The sequence below is a fragment of the Antarctobacter sediminis genome, assembly GCF_019218285.1.
GTDB classification, from domain to species: domain Bacteria; phylum Pseudomonadota; class Alphaproteobacteria; order Rhodobacterales; family Rhodobacteraceae; genus Antarctobacter; species Antarctobacter sediminis.
In genome coordinates this window covers 91,818-117,972 of sequence record NZ_JAHUZG010000002.1, presented here as the reverse complement: position 1 = coordinate 117,972, position 26,155 = coordinate 91,818, and the positions used below count along the sequence as shown (strand labels likewise).

Sequence of the window (26,155 nt, the reverse complement as noted above, 5' to 3'; positions counted from 1 at the left end):
CCCACGGGATCAAGGAATGGCGTGTGTCATGTCCTGCCAATTTGGATTGGCTTCGGTGATCAACTGGTTTTTCCACGCCCGGCGCCATTTTTTCAGACGGCGCTCGCGGCGTATGGAAGGTTCGAACTCGGCATGTTCTTCGAACCAGACCAAGGTTCGGATCTTGTATTTCGCAGTATGCCCGGACAGGCCGGCGCGATGCGCCTCGACCTGCGCGCGCAGGTTGGTGCTGCGCCCGATGTACAGCGCACCGCAGGGGCGAGAGGCCATGATATAAACGAAATATGCCACGCCCCTTGATGCGGACACTTTGGTCAACAGGGCGTAAACCCGGCCCCGGCCTCCGAGCCGGGGCCTCCGCCGGCTTGGAAACCCTGAGGTCCCGGGGCAAGCCCGGGACAGGGTCACATCCGCAGATCACTCCACAATCCCCGCCGTCTCCAACACCGCGTGGAACAGCACATCCGCCCCGGCCTTGGCCCAGTCTTTGGAAATCTCCTCGGCCTCGTTGTGCGACAAGCCATCAACGCAGGGGCACATCACCATGGCCGTCGGCGCCACCCGGTTGATCCAGCACGCGTCATGCCCCGCGCCCGAGATGATGTTGCGATGCGAATAGCCCAGTCGCTCTGCCGCATTGCGGATCGCGCCCACACAGCCCTCGTCGAAATCCACCGGGTCAAACCCGCCGACCTTCTCGAATGCCACCTCCATGCCCATATGCGCACAGATGTCCCGCGCGGCGGCCTTCATCCGCTCTTCCATGTCCTTGATGACCGCCAACTCGGGCGACCGGAAATCGACAGTGAACACCGCCTTGCCGGGGATCACGTTGCGCGAGTTGGGATAGACGTCGATATGGCCCGCCGCGCCCACCGCGTGCGGCGCATGGCTCAGCGCGATCTCCTCGACCTTCTCAAGAATACGCGCCATGGCCAGCCCGGCATTCTTGCGCATCGGCATCGGGGTCGAGCCGGTATGCGCCTCCTTGCCCGTCACCGTCACCTGTGTCCAGCTCAACCCCTGTCCATGGGTGACAACGCCAATGTCCACGCCTTCCGCTTCGAGGATAGGCCCCTGTTCGATATGCAACTCGAAGAATGCGTGCATCTTGCGCGCACCCACCTCCTCATCGCCCTTCCAGCCGATCCGGACCAGTTCATCACCGAACTTCTTGCCCTCGGCATCCTCGCGGTCATAGGCCCAGTCCTGCCTGTGCACCCCGGCAAAAACACCCGAGGCCAACATCGCCGGGGCAAAGCGGGTGCCTTCCTCGTTGGTCCAGTTGGTCACGACAATGGGGTGCCGGGTCTTGATGTTCATGTCGTTCAGTGTGCGCAGGATCTCCAGCCCGCCCAGCACGCCCAGCACCCCGTCATATTTGCCGCCCGTGGGCTGTGTATCCAGGTGCGATCCAACATAAACGGGCAGGGCGTCCGGGTCGGTTCCCTCACGCCGGGCAAACATATTGCCCATCGTGTCCAGCCCCATCGTACACCCGGCCTCTTCACACCAGCGTTGAAACAGAGCCCGACCTTCGCCATCCTCATCTGTCAGGGTCTGCCGGTTGTTGCCGCCCGCGATACCGGGGCCGATCTTTGCCATCTCCATCAGGCTGTCCCACAGGCGGTCCCCGTTGATGGTCATATTTGCAGCAGGCGCGGCCATGGCATGTCTCCCCGTGAAATTCCCCGTCACCCTTTGGGTGTTCCGATTTGACCAACCGGTCAAATGAACGCTACCAGAGGGAAGGAGTCAGTCAAGCGTCGTGCCGGGTTTCAGGGCAAATGCTTGGAAATGAGGCGGGAGGGGACGAACATGGCGGGAAAAACGGCAAACGGTCAAGAAGGCGCACCACAGACACGCATCCAGCGCGCCAAACGCGAAGCCATCCTCGAAGCCGGCCTGACGGTCTTCTCCGAGGCCGGTTTTCGAGGCGCCACCCTGGATCGGATCGCCGGAGAGGCAGGGCTCTCGAAACCGAACCTGCTCTACTACTATCCCTCCAAGGACGCCATCTACGAAGCCCTCCTGCGTGGCCTGTTGAAAACTTGGCTGGACCCGCTGCACGCCATCGACCCCAAGGGCGAACCCGTTGAGGAAATCCTCGGCTACGTCCGCCACAAGCTCCAGATGTCGCGCGATTTCCCGCGCGAAAGCCGCTTGTTCGCCAATGAGATCGTCCAAGGCGCACCGCGGATCAAACCGGTCCTCGAAGGTGAGCTGCGGGAAACCGTCGACCGGCTGTCGAAGGTGATCGACGGCTGGATCGCTGACGGCAGACTGGCCCGGATCGACCCGCGCCACCTGATGTTCTCAATCTGGTCACTGACCCAGCACTACGCGGATTTCGACGCGCAGGTGCAGGCGGTGCTCGGCGACAAAGATGCTTTCCCCGGGGCCGAACAGCATCTTGAAACACTGTTCCGGCGATTGCTGACACCCTAAGGTCTGTCCGCTCCCCGGCGGGCCCAGGCCAGATAGCGATCCTCCAGAATATGCTCGCAGATCTTGAAGATCAGCCAGCACATCAAGCCCAATGCCCCCCATAGCGTCAGTTCCGCCACCTGCCAGAGCGCGCCGTGACGTATCGCCTCCCACCTGAATTTCTTAATAAAGGCGACGCTCGCCATGGCCTGCGAAAACAGGTTTACGGTGACAAAGGCAAAAAGCGCCGCCGCACAACCTGCCAGCAGGAAAACGGCGGCATTCGGCCAGCGGGTCAGATTGAACAAGCGCATGGACCACCTCCCGGACCAAGCATGGCAACCGCTGTCCCCGCCGACAAGCCCTGCCAGATCACCGTCGCGCCAGCAAAAGGGGCGGCGCGCCGATCAGCGCCCCGCCCCCTGCTTCTTCTTGGCTGAAATACTCCGGGGTGAATGGTCCGCAGGACCAGAGGGGCAGGGCCCCTCCACCCTTACTCCGCCGCTTTCGCCATTGGATTGTTGGGATGCGTTGTCCAGTTGGCATAGTCGTCCGACACGGTTTTGCCGGTGCGCGGGTCGACCGACCCAGCCTCCATCCGCTCCATGGTGATGCAATCCTCAACGGGGCAGACGTCAATACACAGGTTGCAGGCCACGCATTCGGCGTCGTTGACCTCGAAAACCCGGCCTTCCTTCATCCAGATCGCCTGGTGGCTGGTGTCCTCGCAAGCGGCGTAACAGCGGCCACACTTGATGCAGGCATCCTGATCGATCTTGGCCTTGGTGACGTAGTTCAGGTTCAGATACTGCCAGTCGGTGACATTCGGCACCGCCTTGCCGATGAACTCCGATGTCGAGCGATAGCCCTTTTCGTCCATCCATTGACTCAAACCGCGCTTCATTTCTTCGACGATCTTGAACCCATAGGTCATGGCGGCGGTGCAAACTTGCACGTTGCCACAACCCAGCACCATGAACTCTGCTGCATCGCGCCAGGTGGTGACGCCGCCGATGCCGCTGATCGGCAACCCGTGGGTATCGGCACCGCGCGCGATCTCCGAAACCATCGACAGGGCGATCGGCTTTACCGCCGGTCCGCAATACCCGCCATGGCTGCCCTTGCCGTCGATGGTCGGCTCCGGGGCGAAATTGTCCAGATCGACCGAGGTGATCGAATTGATCGTGTTGATCAGCGAGACCGCATCCGCGCCCCCGTTCTTGGCTGCTGCCGCCGGTTTGCGGATGTCGGTGATGTTCGGCGTCAGCTTCACGATGACAGGCCTGTCATAATACTGCTTGCACCAGCGGGTCACCATCTCGATGTACTCGGGCACCTGGCCTACGGCGGCGCCCATGCCGCGCTCGCTCATCCCGTGCGGGCAACCAAAGTTCAGCTCTATCCCGTCGGCGCCGGTCTCTGCCACGCGCGGCAGAATGGCTTTCCAGGCGGCTTCTTCGCAGGGCACCATGATCGAGGCGATCAGCGCGCGGTCGGGGTAGTCGGCCTTGACCCGCGCCATCTCCTCAAGGTTTACCTCCAGCGGACGGTCGGTGATCAACTCGATGTTGTTCAGGCCCAGCAGCCGCCGGTCGGCGCCGTGAATCACGCCGTAGCGGGGGCCGTTGACGTTGACCACCGGGGGGCCTTCGGCGCCCAATGTCTTCCAGACTACGCCGCCCCATCCGGCCTCAAAGGCGCGGCGGACGTTGTATTCCTTGTCGGTCGGCGGTGCCGAGGCCAGCCAGAAGGGGTTGGGGCTCTTGATGCCCAGGAAATCAGTCGTGAGATCAGCCATGTCAGTGTCTCCTATTGTGCCGTCGCGTCCCGGTGCCTGTTTGCGGAACCAGCCCCGGACTTGATCCGGGGCCTCCGTTCCGGCAGCAGCGCCGAGGTCCCGGGGCAAGCCCGGGACGCGGGGTCATGCCATCAAAGCCGCGTCAATATCTTCTGCCGCGTCGCGCCCTTCGGCGACGGCGACCACCGTCAGATCCTCGCCCGGCGTGCAATCGCCGCCTGCCCAGACGCCTGCGGCCGAGGTCCGGCCCGCGCCTGTGACCTTGATCTTGCGGCCGTCCAGTTCCAGCCCATCGACCGGCGACAGGGTCTGGCCAATGGCGCGGAACACCTGGTCGGCAGGGATACGCAGGGTTTCCCCTGTGCCTTGCAGCTTGCCATCCACATCGGCGGTGTATTCCAGTTCGATTTCTGCCACCGCGCCGTTCCCATGCATGGCAACGGGCATGACATTGCACAGCAGGCGCACGCCTTTCGACGTGGCCAGATCCTGTTCGTAGCGGCTGGCGGGCATCTCGTCCTGCGACCGGCGATAGGCCAGCGTCACGGTCTCTGCGCCCAGCAGCTTTGACTGTACCGCCGCGTCCACGGCGGTCATGCCGCCGCCGATCACCACCACGTGGCGCCCGACGGGCAGGTCGGCCAGATCCTCGGCCTGCCGCAGGTCCGAGATAAAGCGCACCGCATCCTCGACCCCGGCCTTTTCGCCGCCGTCTATTTCCAGCAGGTTCACGCCGCTGAGCCCCATGCCCAGGAAAACCGCGTCGAAATTCTCGCGCAGCCCCTCCAATGTGATCTCGACACCCAGTTTGCGGTCGTTTTCGATGGTGATGCCACCAATGCCCAGCAGCCAGTCGACCTCGCGCGCAGCAAAGTCATCGACAGATTTGTAGGCGGCAATGCCATATTCGTTCAGTCCGCCCGACCGGGCGCGCGCCTCATAGATGGTGACCTTGTGGCCCTTCATCGCCAAGCGATGCGCACAGGACAGGCCCGCAGGGCCGGCGCCAACGACTGCCACATGTTTGCCGGTCTCTGAGGCGCGCTGAAAAGGATGCCCTTGCCGCGCCATCAGCGCATCGGTTGCAAACCGCTGCAAGCGCCCGATTTCCACCGGCTTGCCTTCGGCGGCTTCACGCACGCAGGCCTCTTCGCAAAGCGTTTCCGTGGGGCAGACCCGGGCGCACATGCCGCCGAGGATGTTCTGCTCAAAGATCGTTTGCGCCGCCGCCTCTGGCTGACCGGTGGCGATCTGGCGGATGAACAGCGGGATGTCGATGTCCGTGGGGCAGGCCGTCACGCAGGGCGCATCGTGGCAAAAGTAGCAGCGATCCGCCGCCACCGATGCCTCGTGCCCGTCATAGGGGGCGTGCAGGTCTTCGAAATTATGCGCCAACTGATCCTGGCTGAGGCGCCCGGGCTGGATCCCGGGGGTCTGCGGGCTGGTCATGGCCTCTCCCTGTGCTTTTTTGCGTTTTATTGGAATCAGCCTGCCACAGGTCCGAATTTTATCAAACGGTAAAATTATGAAGCGGCTCAAAAGCCCGCTTTTTCGCCCGTTCCGATGAAACACACGGCAAAAAGGGGGCGCGTGGCCCCCTTTCGGTCTGGTCGAATGCTGACGGTTGGGCCTAGCTGCCGGGCACCAGCAGCAACTGAACCCGCCGGTTTTCCGCAGCATCGGGGATGCGGCTGTTCTTGAGATAATCAAACCCGACGCCCACGGCTTCGACCTGCCCGGTGGACAGGCGCATGGTGCTGCGCACGTATTGAGCCACCGAATTGGCCCGGCGCTGAGACAGGTCCCTGTTGTAGGCGGCGCTGCCCACCGCGTCGGTATGGCCGATAAAGACCAGCTTGCTATTTGCAAGGCGCGGGTCGCTGAGCGCATTGGCCAGCGTCGAGAGTTTGGCCATGGCCTGCGGCGTCAGGCGGTCCGAATCGTAGCCGAACAGCACTTCGAGGTCGATCGTCGGCAAGGGTTTGGGCGGCTCACGCTCGGTCACGGCCAGCCCGGCGGTGACGGGCTGTTGCGCCGTGGATGTCTTGGGTTCACGCTTAACCACGCCAAGGTTGACCACATCGTCGAGCGTGAAGGTCGCGCCGCCGCCGAACTCGGCGCTTTTGCAGCTTTCGGGATTCACAAGGCAATCGGCCATCTCGGCGGCCTCGCCCGAGGGTTTCGGATCGCTTTTCAGCGAAAAGCTGTCCAGCGTCACAGTGGATTGCGCGACAGCCAGCCCGGGCAGGGCAAGCGCGGTGCAGAAGGTCAGGAAATGCAGTCGTGTCATGGCGAAAAATCCTGCTGAGGGACGATCAGGCGTCAGGGACTAGGACAAGTTGAACCCGCCGGTTTTCGGCGGCTTCGGGAAAAGCGGGTGTCTTGAGGTCGTCGAACCCGACGCCAATGGACTTGATGCGACCGGGCGCAAGCTGCATCGATTGCCGGATATAGCGTGCCACCGCATCGGCGCGCCGCTGCGACAGGGCTTTGTTGTAGACCGCGCTGCCCACGGCGTCGGTATGGCCGATAAAAAGCAGCGTGCTGCCAGCCAACCGCGGATCGTTCAGTGCCGAGGCAAGGCTGGCCAGCTTGACCTGCGCCTGCGGCGTCAGGTCAGCCGAGTCATAGGCAAAGAGTACCTCGATATCTATGGTCGGCAGGGGCTCGGCCGGCTTGGTGGCAACCTTGGTTTCACCGGGTTTCTGCGGTTCGCGTTTGATCACGCCCAGGTTTTGTACGTCCTCAAGCGAGAGGGTTCTGGAGGTCCTGAACTCGCTGCTCTGGCAAGAGGTCGGGTCGAACAGGCAATCCTGCATTTCCTTGCTGTCCGCCTGCGGGGCCGGGTCGTCCTTGAGGCTGAAGGTCTTGAGATCGGTCACGTCCTGCGCAGCAACAGGGCCGGAAACGGCCATAAGGGCAAGGGTCATGGAAAATACCGGTCTGGTCATGCCGACCTCCATCAAATCGACCACTAGGTTAGACGATAGAGGCCGATTTTTCCAGCCGCCGCAATTTTTTTGGGGCGAGGGCAGGGGGATTTGCTATGCTTTGGCGGACATTGATTGACCAGAGGATTGCCATGTTGCCCGCCTTTCGCCGTCATTGCTTTGCCGCAGCTGCGGCGCTGGTCGCCGCACCGCTTGCCGCAGAGCCGGTTCCGCAAGCCGGGATCCAGACCGAAGTCGAAATCCAAGGGTACAACAACGAACCGATCAATACCTATTCAGTCGATGCCGATTTCCGGCGGCTTGGCCGCGGTGTCGGCCTTCTGAGCATCAAGCATGACGCGGGCGAAAATCCCTGTACGGCCTTTCTTGTCGATGCGACCCATCTTTTGACCAACCACCACTGTATTCCCGGCGTGCTGGAAGACCCCCGTATCGGTGCGACCAAGATCACCTCTGTCACATGGGTGGCGGGGTTCATCGAACCGGGCCGCGTGGACGAAGCACAGCGGTTCGAGGTCAATCCTGTCCCGGTCGAGACGTCGCCCGATCTGGATTACACCGTGCTGGAGGTGAAGGGCATCCCGGTGGACCAGTTTCCGCCGCTGCCGCTGACCGATGCAGAGTTGAAAGAGGGAATGCCTTTCTGGATCATCGGCCATCCGCTTGGCAAATCCCAGCATATCAGCCGGGAAGGTTGCCGGGCGGCGCGGCCGGTGCTGCAAGCTGCGCCGGAACCACAGACCGGGGACCGGCTGCGCCATACCTGCGATACGCTGGGCGGCAATTCGGGTTCGCCGATCATCGACAGCAGTTCACGGCAGGTTATCGCGCTGCACAATTCCGGGGATCGCCGGATCGGCGTGAACTTTGGCATTCCAATGGCGCAGATCCTCGCCGCGTCGCAGGTCCTGACTGTTGGCCCTGTTCCGAAACCGGAGCCGTTGCCTTTGTTGATGTCCGTCTTTCCTGCCGCGTTGAGTGTTGGCACGGAAATGTCGCTGGTCGCCGATGTGCCCGCCGAATGCACCCCCGCCTTTGTCGACATCGCGCCCAGTCTGGAACTGACGCCGATCCCGCTCGAGATCTTTGAAAAGGTCGAAATGACGGAAGACGTGCAGTACCGCTATCAGATCACGCCGACGAGCACCTATGCGCTTGTCGTGCAAGAACAGGATGAAAAGGGCGAACATCGCATCGGCTATCTGTGCACGTCCTCGGGCGTCAGCGACGCGGAACAGTTGAAATCGGCCCTGCGGCTGGTTCTGGATAAACTGGACGACGGACTGATGACCGGGGCGGTCGCGGTGAATGGTGGTTCGGTGGGCTATGCTTTCAAGAGCTACGTGATCGAATGACCCGCAGGATCTTGCGGGCCTTGGCTTGCGTTCTGGCGCTTGTTCCCGCTGTGGGGCAGGCCGCTGACATCACCTTGCGCGACGACCTGCGCCCCCGCCTGGCGCAGCTATGGCCGATCTATGGTGAAATGACGAATACGGGACGCGGAGAGCCCGTGCTGCTGCCAGCAGGGGCCGGGAATGCGCCTTACTATGGCGGGCTCAAGATCATTTCCCTGTCGGGGGTGATCGAGGAAGGCGATGCCCGGCGCCTACAAGCCCTCATCGGCCCCGAGGATCAGATCAGCTCCTTCGCGGCTGTTCTGGACAGCCCGGGCGGCAGTTTCCTTGAAGGCGTGGCGCTGGGCGAACTATTGGCGGGCCATCGCGGCGGCAACGGCGATCCCGCGTTGAACGCTGTCATCGTTCTGGCCGAAGGCGAATGCATGTCGGCCTGCGCCGTGGCCTTTGCTTTGGCCGCGCTGCCACGGGATTCCGGCGCATCGGTGCGCTACGTGGAACTGGGCGCGCGATTGGGCTTTCACATGCCCTTTGTTCCCGTGGACCAGCAGGGGCGACAAACCGAAATCGCCGCGGCCATGGATCTGACCTATCAGATCATGTCCGAGTACATTCGCCTGATCGGAAATGGCATTGCGCCCCCGGCCTTGGTGCAGAACGCGTTGCACTATCGCCGTCCGCAGGAATTCTTGCTGTTACGCGGTGGGTTGGTGACGCGCTTTATGGATTTCGTCCCGGTCGCCGGTCCCAAAGGGGCGACGCCCCTTGCGCTGGACGGACTGACACAGCGTGATGCATTCAACATGTGCCAGTATCTGACCTACTCGCGGGGGCGGACCATGATTGCCGCGGCCTATGAGTTCTGGCCCGTCGAGATCGGCAGCCAGTTTCCCGATGACACGCCGCTGAAAACCCTTTTCCAGCGGCTGGGCGAGCGCCGGATCGTCAATGACGGATGCAGCATCGAATGGCAGGATGACGATACGCTGGGCATTGCGAGTTTCGGCGACTGTGGCCGCCAATCCAGCGGCGGCGGCTGGTGTGCCGCGCCCCGCGATGACTATGGCTACAGCGATTTCGGTCCGCGCCTGCCCACTGGCACCGGTGCGCTGCTGGCTGACAGTCTGGGTTGTCACGGCGGTGCGCTGACACGCCGGTATTACCTGTGGGATGACGGCAATGCCTTTCTCGAAGAGGAAAAGCCCGAAGACTATCGGTGGGTTGGCGAACTCTTTGACGCGCCAGAGGCGCCTGTTGTGCCGCTGGACTGGTCGGGCGCACGGCTGGCGTCCAATCTCAACATCCGCACCGGGCCGGGCGGTGATCGCCTTGCCCGCTGGACCGAAGGCACGCCGGTCGAGGTGACGGATTGCGCGCTGTCAGCGGATGGGCAGGGGGGGTGGTATCAGCTGGTGGCCAAGGGGCAGACCGGCTGGGCCAGCGCGCGCTATGTCGATGTGCCTGCGTTGGCCGGTTGGGACATGATGATCCGCCCGGTCGGGTTCGAATAAGGCCCGACGACTAGACCCCGAGGAAGCGGTGCGCCATTTCCGGGTCCAGCCGGTCCAGAACGCCTGTCCATTCGGTCCGGCCCCGGTTCAGGATCACCGCGCGGTCGGACACGGCGGCAAGTTCCTTCAGGCTCTTGTCGACGATCAGGATCGCCATGCCGGTCTCGCGTTTCAAGCGGCCGATGGCGTCCCAGATCTCTTGCCGGATCAGCGGCGCCAGCCCTTCCGTCGCCTCGTCGAGGATCAGCAGACGCGGGTTGGTCATCAAGGCCCGCCCGATCGCCAGCATCTGCTGTTCCCCGCCCGACAGCGACCGCGCAACCTGTGATTTGCGCTCGCTCAGCCGGGGGAACAACTGCCCCACCGTGTCCGACGTCCAGTACCCAGGGCGGGCTGCGGCGGTCAGGTTCTCCTGTACGGTCAGATCCGCGAAACAGCGCCGCCCCTCGGGCACCAACCCGATCCCCAGCCGCGCCGCCCGGTGCGGTGGAAGATGCATCAGATCGGTGCCATCGAAACGCAGGTTGCCTTTGGCGCGCATCAGCCGACAGATACAGCGCAGGGTGGTCGTCTTGCCCATGCCGTTTCGGCCCATCAACGCCACGACTTCGCCGGGCGATACGTCAAGATCGACGCCGAACAGCGCCTGACTGGTCCCGTAACTGGCCTGCAATCCCTCAACCCGCAGCAAGGCGCTCATGCCGAGTCCCCCAGATAGGCGTCGCGCACCGCCGGGTCGCGGCGGATCTCGTCCACCGCGCCGCTGGCGATCACCCGGCCATAGACCAGCACGCTGATCCGGTCCGCCAGGGCAAAGACCGCGTCCATGTCATGTTCCACCAGCAAGATCGGCGCCTCGTCGCGCAGCCCGTCCAGAAAACCGGTCAACCGCGCCGACCCTTCAGTGCCAAGACCCGCCATCGGTTCATCCATGACAAAGGCGCGCGGTTTCAGCGTCAGCGCCACGGCAACCTCCAGCTGCCTCCGCTGCCCGTGGCTCAGCTCGGCGGCCCGCAGGTGTCGCTGATCTGTCAAGCCGACCCGTTCCAGCGCCGCCTCGGCCCGGCTGCGGATCTCACGATCCCGCAGCGCCGACCGGAACATGCCAAAGGCACCGCCCCGCGCCCCCAGGGCCCCCAGCGCGGCATTCTGCAGGACCGTGTCTTCCATCGCCAACTGGCTGATCTGAAACGTCCGAGCCAGCCCCGCCCGCGCCCGCGCCTGCACCGTCAGGCCGGTCACATCCCGCCCGCCCAGCCAGACCGCACCGGCATCCGGTTGCAGCGCCCCGCTGATCTGCCCGATCAGCGTCGACTTGCCCGCGCCATTCGGCCCGATGATCGCGTGGATTTCGCCCGGGCGCAGGGTGATTGACACGTCATCCGTCGCTTGCAACGCGCCAAAGGCCTTGTTCAGCCGCCGCGTTTCCAGCACCGCGTCACCCATGGTTGCGCGCCTTTCCGGCGATCAATCCGATGACGCCGCCTTTGCCGAACAGGACAATCAGCAACAACAACAGGCCGAACCAGATGTGCCAATAGTCCGACCAACCGCCCATGTAATGTTCCAGGGCCACGAAAAGACAGGCGCCCACAACCGGCCCGAACAGCCGCGCGGTGCCCCCGATGATGATGAAGACGATGAACTCCCCCGACAATTGCCAGCTGAACATGGTGGGCGAAACGAAACGGTTGAGATCCGCGAACAGTGCCCCGGCAAACCCGGTGATCGCGCCCGAGATCACAAAAGCCACCAGCCGCAGGCGGAACGGGTCCATGCCCACCGCGCGCACCCGTTCCGGCACCTGCCGCGCCGCGTTCAGCGCAAGCCCGAAAGGCGCGCGCGCCAGCAAACCGTTGAACCCCAGCGCAAGGCAAAGCGCTGCGAAACACAGACCGTAGAACTGGATCGGCACCAGCGTATTCAACCCGGGAAAGCTGTTGCGGACGTAGATCGACATGCCGTCCTCGCCGCCATAAGCCGACCAGGAGATCGCGAAATAGTAGAACATCTGCGCAAAGGCGAGCGTGATCATGATGAAATAGACACCCGAGGTCCGCAGCGACAACAGCCCGATCACCAGCGCCGCCAGGGCCGAGGCGATCACCGCCACCAGCCAGATCACCGGCATCGACTTGGTGCCCTCGATCAGAAGGGGCGCCTCCATCAGCGGCACATAATTCTGGGCGTGAAAGGCAAGGATGCCCATGGCATAGCCGCCGATTCCGAAAAACACCGCATGGCCAAGGCTGACCAGCCCGCCGATCCCCAGCGCGATGTTCAGCCCCACGGCGGCCAGCGACAGGATCACCGCGCGGGTCGCCAGCGTGATGGTAAACGGCTCCTCGACCAGATGCGCATACAACGGCAGCGCCACCAGCCCGGCCAGAACCACCCAGTTGAAAACAGTTTCCCGGCTCATCTGACCGCGCCCCACGCCGCTGTTTCTTCTGTCTGAAAATATCCCGGGGAGTCACAGCTTTGCTGTGACGGGGCAGAGCCCCCACAAATCGCCGGCAGCCTCATGCGCGCGCTCCGAACAACCCGGTGGGCCGCCAGATCAGCACCATCGCCATCAGGATATAGATCGCCATCGACGCCAGCGAGGCACCGGTCTGCGTCGCGGCGGCGGGTGCCATGAACAGCTTGAACAGTTCTGGCAGGAAAACCGATCCCAGCGTATCGGTCAGCCCCACCAGCAGCGCGCCCACCAGCGCACCCTTGATGCTGCCGATGCCGCCGATGACGATGGTGACAAAGGCCAGGATCAGCACCGGTTCGCCCATGCCCACCTGCACCGACTGGATCGCGCCCACCAAGGCCCCGGCCAACCCCGCCAGCGCGGCGCCAAGCGCAAAGACGAACGTATACAGCCGGTCGATATCGACCCCCAGTGCTGCGATCATCTCGCGGTCGTTTTCCCCGGCGCGGATCTGTACGCCGATCCGCGTCCGCGCGATCAGCCAGAACAGGCCCGCCGCCACAGTCAGTCCGACAAGGATCAGCGTCAGCCGGTACAGCGGATACTGGATGCCACCGGGCAGCGTGATCGGCCCCGACAGCAGCGCCGGTACGTCAAGGTACAGCGGGAACGAGCCAAAGAGCCATCGCGTGCCCTCGGAAAAGATCAGGATCAGCGCGAAAGTCGCCAGCACCTGGTCCAGGTGGTCGCGGTGGTAAAGCCGCCGGATCACCACCAGTTCGATCAGCGCGCCCGCCGCCGCCGCGCCCGCCAGCGCCGCGACCAGCCCCAGAAGAAAGGACCCGGTCGCCGCCGCCGCTGCCGCCGCGCAAAAGGCGCCCACCATGTAAAGCGACCCATGGGCCAGGTTGATCAACCCCATGACGCCAAAGATCAGCGTCAGCCCGGCGGCCATCAGGAACAGCATGATGCCGAATTGCAGGCCGTTCAGGACCTGTTCGGCGATGAGGATCAGTGACATCGGGGAACCTGGCAGTCTGCCCGGCGCTGGACCGCCGGGCCGTGGGGCAGGCCGGGCGGATGCCCGGCCACCGGCTTACATCTTGCAGTCGGCACCGTAGGGATCGGCGTAATCGACAGCGGCCGGACCAACAAGACGGTTGGTGACCACACCGTCTTCGCTGACCACTTCACGCATGTAGATGGTCTGGATCGGGTGGTGGTTCTCGCCGAACTTGAACGCCCCGCGCACCGACTGGATATCGGCCTCTTTCAGCGCCGCGCGGAAGGCATCCGCATCCGCGACATCCGCCTTGGCCGAGGCCGAGACCAACAACAGTCCGGTGTCAAAGCCCTGCGCGGCGTAAAGCGAGGGCAGGCGGCCGTATTTCTCGGTAAAGGCGGCGACGAACTCGGCATTGCCGGGTGCGTCCAGATCCTTGGACCAGTGCGCGGTGTTCTTCACGCCCAATGCGGCCTCGCCGATGGCGCCCAGAATGCCCTGGTCAAAAGAAAAGGCCGGTCCGATCACCGGAACCTCTGCGCCCGAGCCCGAGTATTGCTTCATGAAGGAGATGCCCATGCCGCCGGGCAGGAAGTAATACAGCACATCCGCGCCCGAGGCTTTGACCTGCGCGATCTCGGCGGCGTAATCGGTCTGGCCCAGCTTGGTATAGACCTCTGCGGCGATCTCGCCGCCAAAGCCGCGCTTGAACCCGGTGATCGCATCCTTGCCCGCCGGATAGTTGGGCGCGATCACGATGGCCTTGCCGTTGCCTTCGCTGGCGGCGAACTTGCCCGCCGCCTCGTGGAAGGCGTCATTCTGCCAGGCCACGTTGAAATAATTCTTGTGGCAGCCACGCCCCGCCAGTTGCGAGGGGCCCGCGTTGGGCGAGAGATAGAATTTGCCCTGCGCGGTCACGCTGGGCACCACCGCCATGGCGAGGTTCGACCAGATGATCCCGGTCAGCACGTCCACCTTTTCCGATTGCACCAGCTTGTCGGCCAGTTGCACCGCCACGTCGGGCTTGCGCTGGTCGTCCTCGATGATGACCTCGATATCGGTGCGGCCCGATTGTTCGATCGCCAGCATGAAACCGTCACGCACGTCGATGCCAAGCCCCGCGCCGCCGCCCGACAGCGTGGTGATCATGCCGACCTTCACCTCGGCGGCCGCCGCGCCGGCAAGGGCTGCGCATAGCGCTCCGCCCAGGGCCAAAGTCCTGAATCTCATCTCACTCTCCCTGTTTCCAGTGTTCAGAACGCGCGGAACGTCAGTGTCGTCAGCGTGCGTTCGATCCCGTCGATATCCAGCAGGTTGTCATTGATGAACTTGCCCGTGTCTTCTTCCTTGGGAATGTAGATCTTGAGCAGCAGGTCGTACTCGCCGCTGGTCGAGTACAGTTCGGAATGGATCTCGCGCAGGGCAATGTCGCCAGCCACGCGATAGGCGGTGCCTGGGCGGCATCGGATCTGGACGAATACGCAGTTCATGGAACCCTCCCTTCCGGTCGTGCCCCGAATACACCCGATATCGCCGGAAGGTTCCAGCCCTTTGAGACGCCTTGTCGACGGGCCTTGCGTGGATTGGCCTGCCCGGCGACAGTGGCGTTCAGACAAGAGGGGGAGATGAGGCATGACCGACGAGATGGCCGGCGGGGCCATGTTCCCGGACCTGCGCGGCGCTTCGGTCTTTATCACCGGGGGCGGGTCGGGGATCGGGGCCGCGCTGACCGAGGCCTTTCTCCAGCAGGGGGCCAAAGTGGCCTTTGTGCAGCGGTCCGATGTCACCGTGTTCTGCGATCGCATGGAAACGCGGCACGGCAACCGGCCGCTGTTCCTGCCCTGCGACATCACCGACGAGCGCGCTCTGCGGATCGCGATGGCAAAGGCGGCCCATGCGCACGGGCCGATCACGGTGCTGGTCAACAATGCCGCCAATGACACCCGTCACGACACGCTCAGCACAACGTCGGCGGACTGGGATGCCTTGATCGCGGTCAACCTGAAAAGCTATTTCCTGACCACGCAGATAGCCGTACCCGGCATGATGGAAGCCGGGGGCGGGGCCATCGTCAATTTCAGTTCCATCAGCTACATGCTGGGCATGGCAGAAATGACCGCCTATACCACCGCCAACGGGGCCATCACCGCGATGACGCGCGGCCATGCCCGCGAATTCGGGCGAGACGGCATCCGCGTCAACGCCGTGGCGCCGGGATGGGTGCTGACAGAGCGTCAGATGCGGCTCTGGGCCTCGCCCGAGGCACTGGACGACTTTCTGACGAAACAATGCCTTGACCGCCATCTGGCGCCGCGGGACATCGCCGGTCCGGTGCTGTTCCTTGCCTCGCGGGCCAGCGAAATGATCACCGGACAATGCCTTGCCGTAGATGGCGGTGTTGTCACAACCGCCGCCTGAGGGAACTTCATGACCGATTGCACAACCCTGTCCGACACCCGCTGTATCCTTGGTGAAGGGGCGCTATGGCACCCCGAGCGCGGCAGTTTCCTGTGGTTCGACATCCTTGGTCACCGGTTGTTTGAACACGACGGCAACGCGGAACGCGCGTGGCAGTTCGACCGGCCGGTCTCCGCCGCCGGCTGGATTGACCGGACGCGGCTGATGGTGGCTTCGTCCCGGGATCTGTTCATCTTTGATCTCGAATCCGAAACCCAGCAACATGTTGTCGATCTTGAGGCCGACAATCCCGTGACCCGCTCCAATGACGGGCGCGCCGACCCGCAGGGCGGCTTCTGGATCGGGACCATGGGCTATAACGCCGAAAGCGGAGCCGGGGCGATCTATCGCTGGTACAAAGGCGAACTGCGCAAGCTTTTCGATGGTCTCAGCATCACCAATGCGATCTGCTTTTCGCCTGACGGGCGGCATGCCTATTTCACAGACACCCTGAGCAAGATGATCCAGCGGGTCGCGCTGGATCAGGAAGGCTGGCCCGCGGGCAATGCCGAGAACTGGCTGGACCTTGGCCCGGAGGGGTTGAGCCCGGACGGGGCTGTGACCGACGCCGAAGGCAATTTCTGGAACGCACAGTGGAACGCCAGCCGCGTCGCCTGTTATGCGCCCGATGGGCAGTACCTGCGCAGCGTGAGCCTGCCGACACCGCAGATCACCTGTCCCTGTTTCGGCGGGCCGGACCTGACGCGCCTGATGGCGACATCGGCCGCCGAGGGATTGCCGGACGACGACCTGAAAGCAGGGCAGACCTTTGTCGTGGAAACGGATGTGACCGGACGGGCGGAACCGCGCGTGCTGATACCGGGGCTTTGACGGCCTGCGCCAATAATGTCTCTGGCAAAGGGACGGCGCGCCGGGCACTCTGCCCATATGTCCACATCCGTTCATCGAGATCAGATCCGCCCCGGCGAAACTGCGGCCGAATTTCCGGCCGCCAGTGATGCGGGGCTGCGGTTCATCGGCAGGATCGAAACCCCTTTCCATGTCCGCGCCGATTGCCCGCGGCAGGGCGACCCGGACCATGGACCGGAATGTCAGGTGATGCTTGATACCGTCTACGCGCCGGCGCTGGACGGGATCGAACAGTTCGATCAGATCGAACTGCTGTACTGGCTACACGAAGCGCGACGCGATCTGCTGACGCAAAGCCCCAAGGCGGATGGTCAGACCCGCGGCACGTTCTCGCTGCGTTCGCCCCTGAGGCCGAACCCGATCGGCACCTCTATGGTGCGGCTGCTGGCGCGTGATGGGCCGGTGTTGCGGGTGCGTGGTCTTGACTGTCTGAACGGCACGCCGCTGTTGGACATCAAGCCCTACCGCTGTTCCTACGCGGTGCAAGCGCGCGCCAAGCCCGGGGTCTCAACCTAGGAACAGATCCGCGAACTGGTCGCGCAGCGCCGCCTTTTGCACCTTGCCCATGGTGTTGCGGGGCAGGGCCTGCATCAGTTCCATGTGGCGGGGATGCTTGAACCGGGCCAGCTTGGCTGCGACCTCGGTGCCGATGGCGTCAAGGTCCGGGGCTTCGCCCGGCAAAGGCACGATCACCGCCACCGGCGTCTCGCCGAAATCCGGATGCGGCACGCCGACCACGGCAGACTCCAGAACGCCGGGCTGGGCATCCAGCAGTTCCTCGATCTCTTTGGGATAGATGTTGAACCCGCCCGAGATGATAAGATCCTTGCCGCGTCCGACGATGGTCACATAGCCGTCCTCGCTCATCACGGCGAGGTCGCCTGTGATGAAAAAACCGTTCTCGCGCAGTTCCGCGGCGGTCTTTTCCGGCATTTGCCAATAGCCCTTGAACACGTTTGGCCCGCGCACCTCCAGCGTGCCGATCTCACCACGCGGCAATTCCGCGCCCGCCTCGTCGCAGACCTTGGCCTCGACCCCGGGCAGGGGCAGGCCAACGGTGCCCGCCCGTCGGTCACCGTCATAGGGGTTGGAGGTGTTCATGTTGGTTTCGGTCATGCCATAGCGTTCAAGGATGCGATGGCCGGTGCGGGCCTCGAACTGGCGGTGCGTTTCGGCCAGCAAGGGGGCGGAACCCGATATGAACAGCCGCATGTTCGCGGTCACCGCCTTGTCGAAACGCGGATTGTCCAGCAGGCGCGTGTAGAAGGTGGGCACGCCCATCAGGCTGGTGGCCTTGGGCATCCAGTCGATCAGCGCGCCGGCGTCGAGTTTCGGGAACAGTACCATCGCCCCGCCCGCGGCAAGGATCACATTGGTCGCCACGAACAGCCCGTGGGTGTGAAAGATCGGCAGCGCGTGCAACAGCACGTCATCGCGGGTGAATTGCCAGTGATCCACCAGCGTCAGCGCGTTGGACAGCAGGTTGTCCTGGCTCAACATCGCGCCCTTGGACCGGCCCGTGGTGCCCGACGTATATAGAAAGGCGGCGATGTCATCGCTGTCGCGCGGTTCGACCGGGGCTTTGGGCGGTGCGGCATCGGCGCGAGCGGCCAGTGTCCCGGTGCCGTCTGTTCCCAGCGTTTCGCATTCCGCGCCGCACCCTTGGGCGACGGCGGACAGCCTGTCGATCCGGGACGGATCGCAGATCAGCACGCGCGCGCCCGAGTTTTCGACGAAATAGGCGATTTCCTCGGCGGTGTAGCCGGTGTTCAGCGGCAAAAAGATCACGCCCGCCTGAATGCAGCCGAAGACCAGCGCCAGCGCGTCGGCACTTTTCTCGACCTGCATGGCCAGCCGGTCGCCGGGGGCCAGATCCATTGCCCGCAAGGCCCCGGCAAATTGCGCCACCCGGGCGGTGAACCCGGCATAGCTGATCTCTCTGCCATCGGGCAGATACAGGAAAACCGTTTCGTTTTCGGACTGATGACCGAGCAGCGCGTCATATAGCGGGTTGGACATGGGGGCTCCTGTCGAAATGGCCCCTGTGTTTAGGGGCAGGAGGCAGGGCCGATCAACCCTTTGTCCCCACAGCCCGCGTGGTTCAGCGGAGGGTTGCGGCGGCTCCGGTTTCACTGGCCAGCGCCTCTTGCGTGGCCTGCCAGCAGGTCGCGACCGCGGCTTGACGGGAAGCGACAGCCGCGCGGTCTCTGGCGCGCGCCTCTTCCTGTAACAGGCGCAATTGTGCCGTCAGTCGCGTCGCCCCCAACAGTCCGGCGGTTCCTGCCATGCGATGTGCCTCGGCGGCCAGCGGACCAAAATCGTCGCCGATCCCGTCGATCCCGTCGATCATCCCCGGCAGAGCGGCAACAAAGCCGCCAAGCTCTTGCTGAAAGCGATCGTGCAATTCCTGCAAGCGCCCCATCGGAAGGTCCCGCCGCATCGAGTCCAGATGCCCCCGATCGATCAGGGGGCCATCCGGCGGCAAGGTTTTGGGGATCTCGGGCGTCGCCTTGCCCCCGCCCAGCAGAACCTCGTTCAAGGTCCGCCGAATGGCATCCAGCGTCAGCGGTTTGATCAGGACCGCCTGCATTCCCGCGCCGTAAAAGGCCTGCACCTCTTGGGGCAGGGCGTGAGCGGTGGTGGCCACAACTGGCGTGTCGGCGTTCAGCCCACCCCCGGCGCGCAACGCGCGCGAGGCGTCGATGCCGTCCATGCCCGGCATCGAAATGTCCATCATGACCACGTCAAAGCGCTGTGTTGCAAGGACACTCAGCGCGGCCTCGCCGCTGACGGCGGTCGATACGCGGTGTCCGTCGTGTTCCAGCAGGTCTTGCCCCACCAGCCGGTTGGTTTCGTTGTCTTCGACCAGCAGGATACGGCTGGCTGGCGGAAGCGCGGCGGGCGCGACCTGATCCAGCGCGGGTGGCGGCAGGTCGCGATGTTCCGGCGGGGCCAGAGGCAGCCGCAGCCAGAAGATGCTGCCATCCCCCGGTTCGCTTTCCACGCCCAACTCGCCGCCAAGGATGGTTGCCAGCCGCCGCGAGATGCCAAGGCCAAGGCCCGTGCCCGAGGTGCTGCGGCCATAGGTGCTGTCGATGGTGACGAAATCTTCGAAGATCCGGTCCAGATCCTCTTCGGCGATGCCAATCCCCGTATCGGTTACCCGCAGTTCCACCGGGTCCAGCCCGTCGGCGCAATCGGCCTCGATGGTGATCCGCCCGTTTCGGGTGAATTTGACGGCGTTTCCGACGAGGTTCAGCAGGATCTGACGCAGCCGGTCGGGATCGCCGTGAACCCGATGCAGCTCGGGGTTGGGCGGCACAAGGACGATGCGGTTGCCCCGTGCGCGGGCGTGCTCTCGCTGGTTGTCGATCACGTCTTCCAGAAGGGCGATCAGGTCAAAGGCGGTCTTGGACAATGTCATCTTGCCCGCGTCCAGCCGTGAGATGTCCAGAACGTCGTTCACGTGGCGCAGCAGGATCCGCCCCGAGTCGCGGACGATCCGCAAATAGCGTTGGTGACGGCTGTCCAGAACCTGTTCGTCGACAAGCTCCAGAGTGCCCAGCATGCCATTCAGCGGTGTCCGCATCTCGTGGCTCATGACGGCCAAGAGTTCCGCCTTTTGCTTTTCGCCAGCGATGGCGCGGTCACGGGCGCGTTTCAGCTCGGCCTCGCTGCGGACCCGGTCCGAGATGTCGCGCATAAAGGCGATATAGATCTCGCCCTCGGGACTGTGGGCCTGTGCAAGCGAAAGATCGACGGGAAAGACCGTGCCATCGCGGCGCTGGGCGTCCAGTTGCACGATGCCCTTGCCGATGACGCGCGGAGCGCCGCCCTGACGGAACCGCGCCATCCCACGCCGATGCGCGTCGCGGAAATGTGCCGGAACGATCAACGTGGCCATGTCGGCCCCGATCACCGCGCTGCGTTCATACCCAAAGATCCGCTCGGCCGCGCCGTTGTAATCCACGATCCGCCCCGCGGCATCGGAAACGACAACCGCGTCCAGTGAGGTGGACAGGATGGTTTCGATCCGTTCCCGCGTTTCGCGATTGGCCCGCGCCTCCGCATCGCTGTTGCGGGCAAGCCGGAACATCATTAGTGCCAGCACGACCAGCATGGCCACCAGCGCCATGGTCAGCACACCGACCCGCACCATGCTTTTGCCAAGGCTGTCACGCTGTTCAAAGCCCAGTTGCGAGAAATGTTCGACCCCGGCCAGTGTCGTGTCCCGGACCGCGCCGCGGGCAAAACTTGCGTCAGTCGCCAAACGCGGCAGGGCTTCGGCAAGTTCGGCGTCCGGGCCGTCGATCAGGGGCAGCCACTGATCGCGGAACCGGGTGATTTCCTTGATGCGGTCCGGCATGACGCCGATCATCAAAAGCTCGGCAAAGCGGTGGCTTTGTGTCAGCGTGTCGATCCGGCTGAAAAAGATGTCATACCGCAGCCGGACCTCGGACAGGGAACCTTCGCCCTGGGCCGCGTGCAAGGCCGCGATTTCCAGCGCCATCAGCTCGACCTCGGCCTGCCCGAGCGTCCATTGCATGTTGTCCGCCGCAGAAGCCGCCAGCCGCCGCGTCTGTTGCTGAAGGTCCAGAACAAGGATCGCGATGGCCGCCACGATCAGAACGATGACCCCGCCCGCCAGCCAGTTTGGCAGGCGGGCGGCCCAAAGCCGCCAGCGGCTGGCCTTTTCCGTGGGGGGGGTCATGCGATGCTACCCGGCAGGGGCCGGGATGTATCAATCGTGACGGTCGGCAGGCGGGTGGTCATGCGGTTTGTGTGTTTTCCCTGATGGTCCGCAAAGCAAAGCGGGCCAGCGGGGCTTGTGCAAGGGGGAGGTGACGTATGGTTAACCCTTACACCGACTGGATCTGGTAAAATATACAGGTTTCTATATCTTTTCATGCAGGGGATGTCTTGAATGGACATCCGGCCGATGCACGTGGGGCGCGTGCCGGACACAGAAGGCAAGTAACCAATGAGAATTCTTGTTGCCGATGATCATGACCTGGTTCGGGATACGATTGCCGCGTACCTTGACGGCTCCGATGTCGAAGAGGTGCGAACCGTTGCCACGTTACAGGACGCGGTGACCATGGCGCGCAGCAGCGGCAGCTTTGACCTTGTCCTGCTGGACTACAACATGCCCGGCATGAACGGGCTGGAAGGGTTGGAGCGGATGCGCGCCGCGAATGAGGGGCGCCCGGTGGCGATCCTGTCCGGTAGTGCCACGCGCGATGTGGCCACAGCGGCGCTCAAGGCCGGGGCGCAGGGGTTCATCCCCAAGACCCTGAGCGCGCGATCGTTATTGACGGCGGCGCGTTTCATGGCCGCCGGAGAGATCTATACCCCGATCGAGTTTATGAAATCCGACTCGGCCGAGGGGCAAAGCCCGCTGACCCGGCGCGAACAAGAAGTGCTTGGCGGCATCTGCGAGGGGAAGTCCAACAAGGAAATCGCCCGCGACCTCGACCTGCAAGAAGTGACCGTCAAGCTGCATGTCAAGACGCTCAGCCGCAAGCTGGAGGCGCGCAATCGCACCCATGCGGCGATGATCGGCCGGGATCGCGGGCTGATCTGATCGGCCCGCGCGTGGTGATGACAGCCGGTCCTGTGCGTTACCGGGGGCCATAGCGCCGACGTTCGACGGTCACGCGGCCCTGCGCGTCGGCCCGAACGATATGCAGATCGCCATATTCGATTGGCATCGGTTCCGGCAGGCCCAGATCTTCCCAGATCGTTGCGATGTTGCCCTTGTTGCCAATCCAGATCAGCGTCTTGCCGGCGCCGTTTTGCACCAGCCCGCCGGTCGGTGCCTCTTGCGGCAGGCGGTTCACCACCAGTCCGCGCGCCTTGGACAATGGTGCGGCAGTATCGAGGTTGCGTTTGATGCCGGGGCTGTAGATCAGGTCGATCTCAAACTCCTTGACCGCTGTGACCAGCGCCCGCGCGCGTTCTTTCCCACGGGCGTTCAGATCTTCGCCATCGCGATCCGCGTGGCGCGTGACGATCAGTGTGGAATTGGGCGCAAGGGCAAGCCCCTGTCCCGGCATCATGCCACAGGCAGGCACAAGCGCGCAGGCACCCAGCAGGAAATGACGTCTTTTCATTTGGTCCCTCGGTCGTTTTGACCAAAGGCTAGCCGCTGCCTGACGCAAGGGCAACTGTTGCCGCACGACGAGGCAGGCCGCCACAGGGGCCGTCCGGGGAAAAGGGCCGGGTCCTTGCTGGATCCCGGCCCTTTTGTTCAGCCCAGTGCGTCGTTGCAGCGCTTGCAGGTGCCTGCGTGGCCGTGGGTGCCCACGTCCGGCAGGATCTTCCAGCAGCGCTGGCATTTTTCGCCATCCGCCTTTTCAAACACCACGCCGACGCCCTCGACTTCGGGCATGCGGAAGGCTTCGCCCGGCATCGGGTCGCCGGTGAGAACGATGTCCGAAGTGATGCAGACATCTTCGAAGGCGACCGATTTCAGCGCGGCCAGCATTTCCGGGTCGCGGACATGCACTGTGGGGGCCGCCTCCAGCGAGGCGCCGATCACCTTGTCGGTGCGCTGCACCTCCAGTGCGGCGGTCACAGCGCGGCGGGCGCGGCGCACCATCTGCCACTTGGCGGCAAGCGGTTCGTCCAGCCAGTCCTTCGGCGTGTCCGGCATGTCCTGCAAATGAACCGAGCTGTCGTCGCCCGGGAACCGTTCCAGCCAGACCTCTTCCATGGTGAACACCAGAACGGGTGCAAGCCATGTGGTCAGGCGGTGGAACAGCAGGTCCATCACCGTGCGCGCGGCGCGGCGGCGCAGCGTGTCGCCGTCGCAATACAGCGCGTCCTTGCGGATGTCGAAGTAGAAGGCCGACAGTTCCACGGTGCAGAAGTTGAACAACTGTTGGTAAACACCCTGGAAATCAAATGCCGCATAGCCCGCGCGCACAGTGTGATCCAGTTCGGCCAGACGGTGCAGGATATAGCGTTCCAGTTCCGGCATCTCCGCCGGTTCCACCCGCTGATCCTCGGAGAAATGCGTGACCGCGCCCAGCATGTAGCGCATGGTATTGCGCAACCGGCGATAGCTGTCGGCGACGCCTTTCAGGATCTCCGGTCCGATCCGCTGGTCGGCGGTGTAGTCGGTCTGGGCCACCCAGAGGCGCAGGATATCGGCACCGTATTGCTTGACCACATCCTCGGGCGCGACGGTATTGCCGAGCGATTTGGACATCTTGTTGCCCTTCTCGTCCAGCGTGAACCCGTGCGTGACCACGTTGCGATAGGGCGCGCGGCCCAGCGTGCCACACGCTTGCAGCATGGAGGAATGGAACCAGCCGCGATGCTGGTCGGTGCCCTCCATATAGACGTCGGCGATGCCGTCCTCGGTGCCGTCTTCGCGGTCGCGCAGCACAAAGGCATGGGTCGAGCCGCTGTCGAACCACACGTCCAGCACGTCAAAGACCTGCTCCCACTCGTCGGCATTGTAGTCGCCGCCAAGGAAGCGCTCCTTGGCGCCGTCCTTGTACCATGCGTCCGCGCCCTCTGCCTCGAATGCCTCGCAGATACGGGCATTCACGGCTGCGTCGCGCAGCAGGAAATCCGGGTCCGTGGGCAGGGCGCCCTTTCTGGTAAAGCAGGTCAGCGGCACCCCCCATGCGCGCTGGCGCGACAGCACCCAGTCGGGGCGCGCCTCCATCATCGAGCGCAGGCGGTTCTGACCCGACACGGGCGTGAACTTCACCAGTTCGTTGATGGATTTCAGCGCGCGTTCGCGGATCGTGGTGCCGTGGTCGTCCTGATCGTCGCCCACGGGGCGGTCGATGGCGGCAAACCACTGCGGCGTGTTGCGGTAGATCACCGGTGCCTTGGACCGCCACGAATGCGGATAGCTGTGCTTGATCTTGCCGCGCGCCATCAGGCCGCCGACCTCGACCAGTTTGTCGATCACCGCCTTGTTGGCATTGCCCTCCTTGCCCTTGCGGTCAAGGATGTAGGTGCCGCCAAAGAAGGGCAGGTCGGCGCGGAAACCGCCGTCGTCCATCACGTTGTAGGTGATGACCTGCTCCAGCATCCCAAGTTCGCGGTAAAGCTCGTATTCCTCCATCCCGTGGCTGGGCGCACAGTGGACGAAACCGGTGCCTTCCTCGTCGGTGACGAAATCGGCGGCGCGGAAGTCGCGCGGGTCGTCCCATTCGCCATTCGCGCCTTCGGCCCCGGCCAGCGGGTGGGCAAGGCTCAGGCCCGCCAGTTCATCGGCCGTCACATCGCGGACGCGGGTCCATTGGTCATCGTTCAGGCGTGCCTTGGCAAAGGTCTGCGCGGCCAGCTTGTCGGCGAGGATGAATTTCTCACCCACGTTCAGCCAGCATTCCTCGGGCGTGCCGGTGACCTCGTAAAGGCCATAGGCATAATCCGCGCCATAGACGACCGCCTTGTTCGACGGGATGGTCCAGGGCGTGGTGGTCCAGATCACGACATTTGCCCCGGCCAGATCGCTCTCGCCCAGCACCTTGAACTTCACCCAGATGGTAAAGCTTTCCTTGTCGTGATACTCGACCTCGGCCTCGGCCAGCGCGGTCTTTTCCACCGGCGACCACATCACGGGTTTGGAGCCCTGATACAGAGTGCCGTTCATCAGGAACTTCTGGAATTCTTCCGCGATCACGCGTTCGGCGTGAAAGGCCATGGTCAGATAGGGATCGTCCCAGTTGCCGGTTATGCCAAGGCGCTTGAACTCGGCGCGCTGAACATCGACCCAGCCTTCGGCGAACTTGCGGCATTCCTGCCGGAAGTCGACCACATCCACCTGGTCCTTGTTCTTGCCCTTCTTGCGGTACTGTTCCTCGATCTTCCATTCGATGGGCAGACCGTGACAGTCCCATCCGGGCACGTAGCGCGATTCAAACCCCATCATCTGGTGCGACCGGACGATCATGTCCTTGATCGTCTTGTTCAGCGCGTGGCCGATGTGCAGGTGGCCGTTGGCATAGGGCGGGCCGTCATGCAGGGTAAAGGGCTTGCGGCCCTCAGCCTTGGCGCGCAGGCGGTCGTAGACGCCGATCTTTTCCCAACGCTCCAGCCATGCGGGCTCGCGCTTGGGCAGGCCCGCGCGCATCGGGAAATCGGTTTTCGGAAGGGACAGAGTGTCCTTGTAGTCGGCGGTCGTGTCAGGAGTGTCGGCGCACATTTGTGGCGTCCTTTGAATCAGTCGTGTCGGTCAGGAAGAAGGGGCGGCGCGACGTCTCAAACGCCTTGTCCCGGCAGCTCGTATCCTCAGAGCGCCGGGCATGTAATTCGAATGATGAACACAGGGTACGTCATCTTGCGCGCCTTATAGGCCCGGTGTGCGCGCAGGTAAAGATGCGTCGGGTCTCGGCGG

Annotated in this window: 24 protein-coding genes; 7 read left to right on the top strand and 17 right to left on the bottom strand. The window is 63.6% G+C overall.

Translation table 11 applies throughout. The annotated features are described in order from the left end of the window. Positions 1-9: 9 nt before the first annotated feature. Positions 10-291, bottom strand: coding sequence for a GIY-YIG nuclease family protein (locus tag KJP30_RS08235; protein ID WP_343222756.1), 282 nt, complete (start codon positions 289-291; stop codon positions 10-12). A gap of 126 nt (positions 292-417) precedes the next feature. Further along, entirely contained in the window at positions 418-1,668 is a 1,251-nt protein-coding gene (locus KJP30_RS08230) for a Zn-dependent hydrolase (protein WP_218448562.1), read from the bottom strand. A 150-nt stretch (positions 1,669-1,818) separates the two neighbouring features. Here KJP30_RS08230 and KJP30_RS08225 point away from each other — a divergent pair, with 150 nt between their 5' ends. Further along, a complete protein-coding gene (locus KJP30_RS08225; protein WP_218448561.1) occupies positions 1,819-2,448 on the top strand; it encodes a TetR family transcriptional regulator C-terminal domain-containing protein in 630 nt (209 codons plus the stop codon). Here the strand turns inward: KJP30_RS08225 and KJP30_RS08220 are convergent. From KJP30_RS08220 to KJP30_RS08200, 5 genes are all read right to left on the bottom strand, one after another. Continuing rightward, positions 2,445-2,741 carry a hypothetical protein gene (locus tag KJP30_RS08220; RefSeq protein ID WP_218448560.1) on the bottom strand — a complete coding sequence of 99 codons (297 nt, stop codon included), beginning with the start codon at positions 2,739-2,741 and terminating at the stop codon, positions 2,445-2,447. The genes KJP30_RS08225 and KJP30_RS08220 overlap by 4 nt on opposite strands. Before the next feature lie 179 nt (positions 2,742-2,920). Further along, complete coding sequence (gene preA / locus KJP30_RS08215) at positions 2,921-4,225, bottom strand: NAD-dependent dihydropyrimidine dehydrogenase subunit PreA (RefSeq protein ID WP_218448559.1); 1,305 nt, start codon at positions 4,223-4,225, stop codon at positions 2,921-2,923. A 123-nt stretch (positions 4,226-4,348) separates the two neighbouring features. Next, a complete protein-coding gene (locus KJP30_RS08210; protein ID WP_218448558.1) occupies positions 4,349-5,674 on the bottom strand; it encodes an NAD(P)-dependent oxidoreductase in 1,326 nt (441 codons plus the stop codon). Between the two features lie 181 nt (positions 5,675-5,855). Further along, the gene (locus KJP30_RS08205; protein ID WP_218448557.1) at positions 5,856-6,515 is read right to left on the bottom strand and encodes an OmpA family protein; all 660 of its coding nucleotides are present in this window, start codon (positions 6,513-6,515) and stop codon (positions 5,856-5,858) included. A gap of 25 nt (positions 6,516-6,540) precedes the next feature. Continuing rightward, the gene (locus tag KJP30_RS08200; RefSeq protein ID WP_218448556.1) at positions 6,541-7,176 is read right to left on the bottom strand and encodes an OmpA family protein; all 636 of its coding nucleotides are present in this window, start codon (positions 7,174-7,176) and stop codon (positions 6,541-6,543) included. Between the two features lie 95 nt (positions 7,177-7,271). Between KJP30_RS08200 and KJP30_RS08195 the strand changes: the two genes are divergently transcribed. Next, on the top strand, positions 7,272-8,531 hold the full coding sequence (locus KJP30_RS08195; protein ID WP_218448555.1) for a trypsin-like serine peptidase: 1,260 nt from the start codon (positions 7,272-7,274) through the stop codon (positions 8,529-8,531). Beyond that, positions 8,528-10,042, top strand: a complete 1,515-nt coding sequence (locus KJP30_RS08190) for an SH3 domain-containing protein (RefSeq protein ID WP_218448554.1) — start codon at positions 8,528-8,530, stop codon at positions 10,040-10,042. The genes KJP30_RS08195 and KJP30_RS08190 overlap by 4 nt, the downstream gene beginning before the upstream one ends. 10 nt (positions 10,043-10,052) lie before the next feature. Here KJP30_RS08190 and KJP30_RS08185 read toward each other — a convergent pair whose 3' ends face one another. From KJP30_RS08185 to KJP30_RS08160, 6 genes are all read right to left on the bottom strand, one after another. Further along, a complete protein-coding gene (locus KJP30_RS08185) occupies positions 10,053-10,742 on the bottom strand; it encodes an ABC transporter ATP-binding protein (RefSeq protein WP_218448553.1) in 690 nt (229 codons plus the stop codon). Further along, positions 10,739-11,488: an ABC transporter ATP-binding protein gene (locus tag KJP30_RS08180; RefSeq protein ID WP_218448552.1), complete on the bottom strand. Its 750-nt coding sequence runs from the start codon at positions 11,486-11,488 to the stop codon at positions 10,739-10,741. Before KJP30_RS08180 ends, KJP30_RS08185 begins: the two co-directional genes overlap by 4 nt. Further along, a complete protein-coding gene (locus KJP30_RS08175) occupies positions 11,481-12,464 on the bottom strand; it encodes a branched-chain amino acid ABC transporter permease (RefSeq protein WP_218448551.1) in 984 nt (327 codons plus the stop codon). The genes KJP30_RS08180 and KJP30_RS08175 overlap by 8 nt, the downstream gene beginning before the upstream one ends. Positions 12,465-12,564: 100 nt before the next feature. Beyond that, complete coding sequence (locus KJP30_RS08170; protein WP_218448550.1) at positions 12,565-13,485, bottom strand: branched-chain amino acid ABC transporter permease; 921 nt, start codon at positions 13,483-13,485, stop codon at positions 12,565-12,567. A gap of 75 nt (positions 13,486-13,560) precedes the next feature. Further along, positions 13,561-14,697, bottom strand: a complete 1,137-nt coding sequence (locus KJP30_RS08165; protein ID WP_218448549.1) for an ABC transporter substrate-binding protein — start codon at positions 14,695-14,697, stop codon at positions 13,561-13,563. A gap of 23 nt (positions 14,698-14,720) precedes the next feature. After that, the gene (locus KJP30_RS08160) at positions 14,721-14,957 is read right to left on the bottom strand and encodes an Lrp/AsnC ligand binding domain-containing protein (RefSeq protein WP_043136551.1); all 237 of its coding nucleotides are present in this window, start codon (positions 14,955-14,957) and stop codon (positions 14,721-14,723) included. A gap of 142 nt (positions 14,958-15,099) precedes the next feature. On the opposite strand from KJP30_RS08160, the gene KJP30_RS08155 reads away from it, so the two are divergent. The 3 genes from KJP30_RS08155 to tsaA are packed head-to-tail and all read left to right on the top strand — an operon-like array spanning position 15,100 to position 17,310. Next, positions 15,100-15,885: an SDR family NAD(P)-dependent oxidoreductase gene (locus KJP30_RS08155; RefSeq protein ID WP_425515702.1), complete on the top strand. Its 786-nt coding sequence runs from the start codon at positions 15,100-15,102 to the stop codon at positions 15,883-15,885. 9 nt (positions 15,886-15,894) lie between these two features. Then, positions 15,895-16,755, top strand: a complete 861-nt coding sequence (locus KJP30_RS08150; protein WP_218448548.1) for an SMP-30/gluconolactonase/LRE family protein — start codon at positions 15,895-15,897, stop codon at positions 16,753-16,755. 57 nt (positions 16,756-16,812) lie between these two features. After that, entirely contained in the window at positions 16,813-17,310 is a 498-nt protein-coding gene (tsaA, locus tag KJP30_RS08145; protein ID WP_218448547.1) for a tRNA (N6-threonylcarbamoyladenosine(37)-N6)-methyltransferase TrmO, read from the top strand. On the opposite strand, the gene KJP30_RS08140 is transcribed toward tsaA, so the two are convergent. Further along, a complete protein-coding gene (locus KJP30_RS08140) occupies positions 17,302-18,813 on the bottom strand; it encodes a malonate--CoA ligase (RefSeq protein WP_218448546.1) in 1,512 nt (503 codons plus the stop codon). The two genes, tsaA and KJP30_RS08140, sit on opposite strands and share 9 nt — an antisense overlap. An 82-nt stretch (positions 18,814-18,895) precedes the next feature. Continuing rightward, on the bottom strand, positions 18,896-21,505 hold the full coding sequence (locus KJP30_RS08135) for a hybrid sensor histidine kinase/response regulator (protein ID WP_218448545.1): 2,610 nt from the start codon (positions 21,503-21,505) through the stop codon (positions 18,896-18,898). Positions 21,506-21,775: 270 nt separating this feature from the next. Between KJP30_RS08135 and KJP30_RS08130 the strand changes: the two genes are divergently transcribed. Next, positions 21,776-22,378 (top strand): response regulator, encoded by a 603-nt coding sequence (locus tag KJP30_RS08130; protein ID WP_218448544.1) that lies wholly within the window; start codon positions 21,776-21,778, stop codon positions 22,376-22,378. A 37-nt stretch (positions 22,379-22,415) separates the two neighbouring features. On the opposite strand, the gene KJP30_RS08125 is transcribed toward KJP30_RS08130, so the two are convergent. Further along, positions 22,416-22,907 carry a histidine phosphatase family protein gene (locus tag KJP30_RS08125; protein WP_218448543.1) on the bottom strand — a complete coding sequence of 164 codons (492 nt, stop codon included), beginning with the start codon at positions 22,905-22,907 and terminating at the stop codon, positions 22,416-22,418. Between the two features lie 137 nt (positions 22,908-23,044). Continuing rightward, the gene (ileS, locus tag KJP30_RS08120; protein WP_218448542.1) at positions 23,045-25,963 is read right to left on the bottom strand and encodes an isoleucine--tRNA ligase; all 2,919 of its coding nucleotides are present in this window, start codon (positions 25,961-25,963) and stop codon (positions 23,045-23,047) included. Between the last annotated feature and the right edge of the window lie 192 nt (positions 25,964-26,155).

Excerpts from the sequence above, each read along its gene's own strand:
- preA (WP_218448559.1), bottom strand. The coding sequence starts at position 4,225 with ATGGCTGATCTCACGACTGATTTCCTGGGCATCAAGAGCCCCAACCCC.
- KJP30_RS08130 (WP_218448544.1), top strand. The coding sequence starts at position 21,776 with ATGAGAATTCTTGTTGCCGATGATCATGACCTGGTTCGGGATACGATT.
- KJP30_RS08205 (WP_218448557.1), bottom strand. The coding sequence starts at position 6,515 with ATGACACGACTGCATTTCCTGACCTTCTGCACCGCGCTTGCCCTGCCC.
- KJP30_RS08185 (WP_218448553.1), bottom strand. The coding sequence starts at position 10,742 with ATGAGCGCCTTGCTGCGGGTTGAGGGATTGCAGGCCAGTTACGGGACC.
- KJP30_RS08200 (WP_218448556.1), bottom strand. The coding sequence starts at position 7,176 with ATGACCAGACCGGTATTTTCCATGACCCTTGCCCTTATGGCCGTTTCC.
- tsaA (WP_218448547.1), top strand. The coding sequence starts at position 16,813 with ATGTCCACATCCGTTCATCGAGATCAGATCCGCCCCGGCGAAACTGCG.
- KJP30_RS08210 (WP_218448558.1), bottom strand. The coding sequence starts at position 5,674 with ATGACCAGCCCGCAGACCCCCGGGATCCAGCCCGGGCGCCTCAGCCAG.
- KJP30_RS08135 (WP_218448545.1), bottom strand. The coding sequence starts at position 21,505 with ATGACCCCCCCCACGGAAAAGGCCAGCCGCTGGCGGCTTTGGGCCGCC.
- KJP30_RS08125 (WP_218448543.1), bottom strand. The coding sequence starts at position 22,907 with ATGAAAAGACGTCATTTCCTGCTGGGTGCCTGCGCGCTTGTGCCTGCC.
- KJP30_RS08140 (WP_218448546.1), bottom strand. The coding sequence starts at position 18,813 with ATGTCCAACCCGCTATATGACGCGCTGCTCGGTCATCAGTCCGAAAAC.
- KJP30_RS08180 (WP_218448552.1), bottom strand. The coding sequence starts at position 11,488 with ATGGGTGACGCGGTGCTGGAAACGCGGCGGCTGAACAAGGCCTTTGGC.
- ileS (WP_218448542.1), bottom strand. The coding sequence starts at position 25,963 with ATGTGCGCCGACACTCCTGACACGACCGCCGACTACAAGGACACTCTG.
- KJP30_RS08150 (WP_218448548.1), top strand. The coding sequence starts at position 15,895 with ATGACCGATTGCACAACCCTGTCCGACACCCGCTGTATCCTTGGTGAA.
- KJP30_RS08220 (WP_218448560.1), bottom strand. The coding sequence starts at position 2,741 with ATGCGCTTGTTCAATCTGACCCGCTGGCCGAATGCCGCCGTTTTCCTG.
- KJP30_RS08230 (WP_218448562.1), bottom strand. The coding sequence starts at position 1,668 with ATGGCCGCGCCTGCTGCAAATATGACCATCAACGGGGACCGCCTGTGG.
- KJP30_RS08190 (WP_218448554.1), top strand. The coding sequence starts at position 8,528 with ATGACCCGCAGGATCTTGCGGGCCTTGGCTTGCGTTCTGGCGCTTGTT.
- KJP30_RS08165 (WP_218448549.1), bottom strand. The coding sequence starts at position 14,697 with ATGAGATTCAGGACTTTGGCCCTGGGCGGAGCGCTATGCGCAGCCCTT.
- KJP30_RS08160 (WP_043136551.1), bottom strand. The coding sequence starts at position 14,957 with ATGAACTGCGTATTCGTCCAGATCCGATGCCGCCCAGGCACCGCCTAT.
- KJP30_RS08225 (WP_218448561.1), top strand. The coding sequence starts at position 1,819 with ATGGCGGGAAAAACGGCAAACGGTCAAGAAGGCGCACCACAGACACGC.
- KJP30_RS08155 (WP_425515702.1), top strand. The coding sequence starts at position 15,100 with ATGACCGACGAGATGGCCGGCGGGGCCATGTTCCCGGACCTGCGCGGC.
- KJP30_RS08195 (WP_218448555.1), top strand. The coding sequence starts at position 7,272 with ATGCTTTGGCGGACATTGATTGACCAGAGGATTGCCATGTTGCCCGCC.
- KJP30_RS08175 (WP_218448551.1), bottom strand. The coding sequence starts at position 12,464 with ATGAGCCGGGAAACTGTTTTCAACTGGGTGGTTCTGGCCGGGCTGGTG.
- KJP30_RS08170 (WP_218448550.1), bottom strand. The coding sequence starts at position 13,485 with ATGTCACTGATCCTCATCGCCGAACAGGTCCTGAACGGCCTGCAATTC.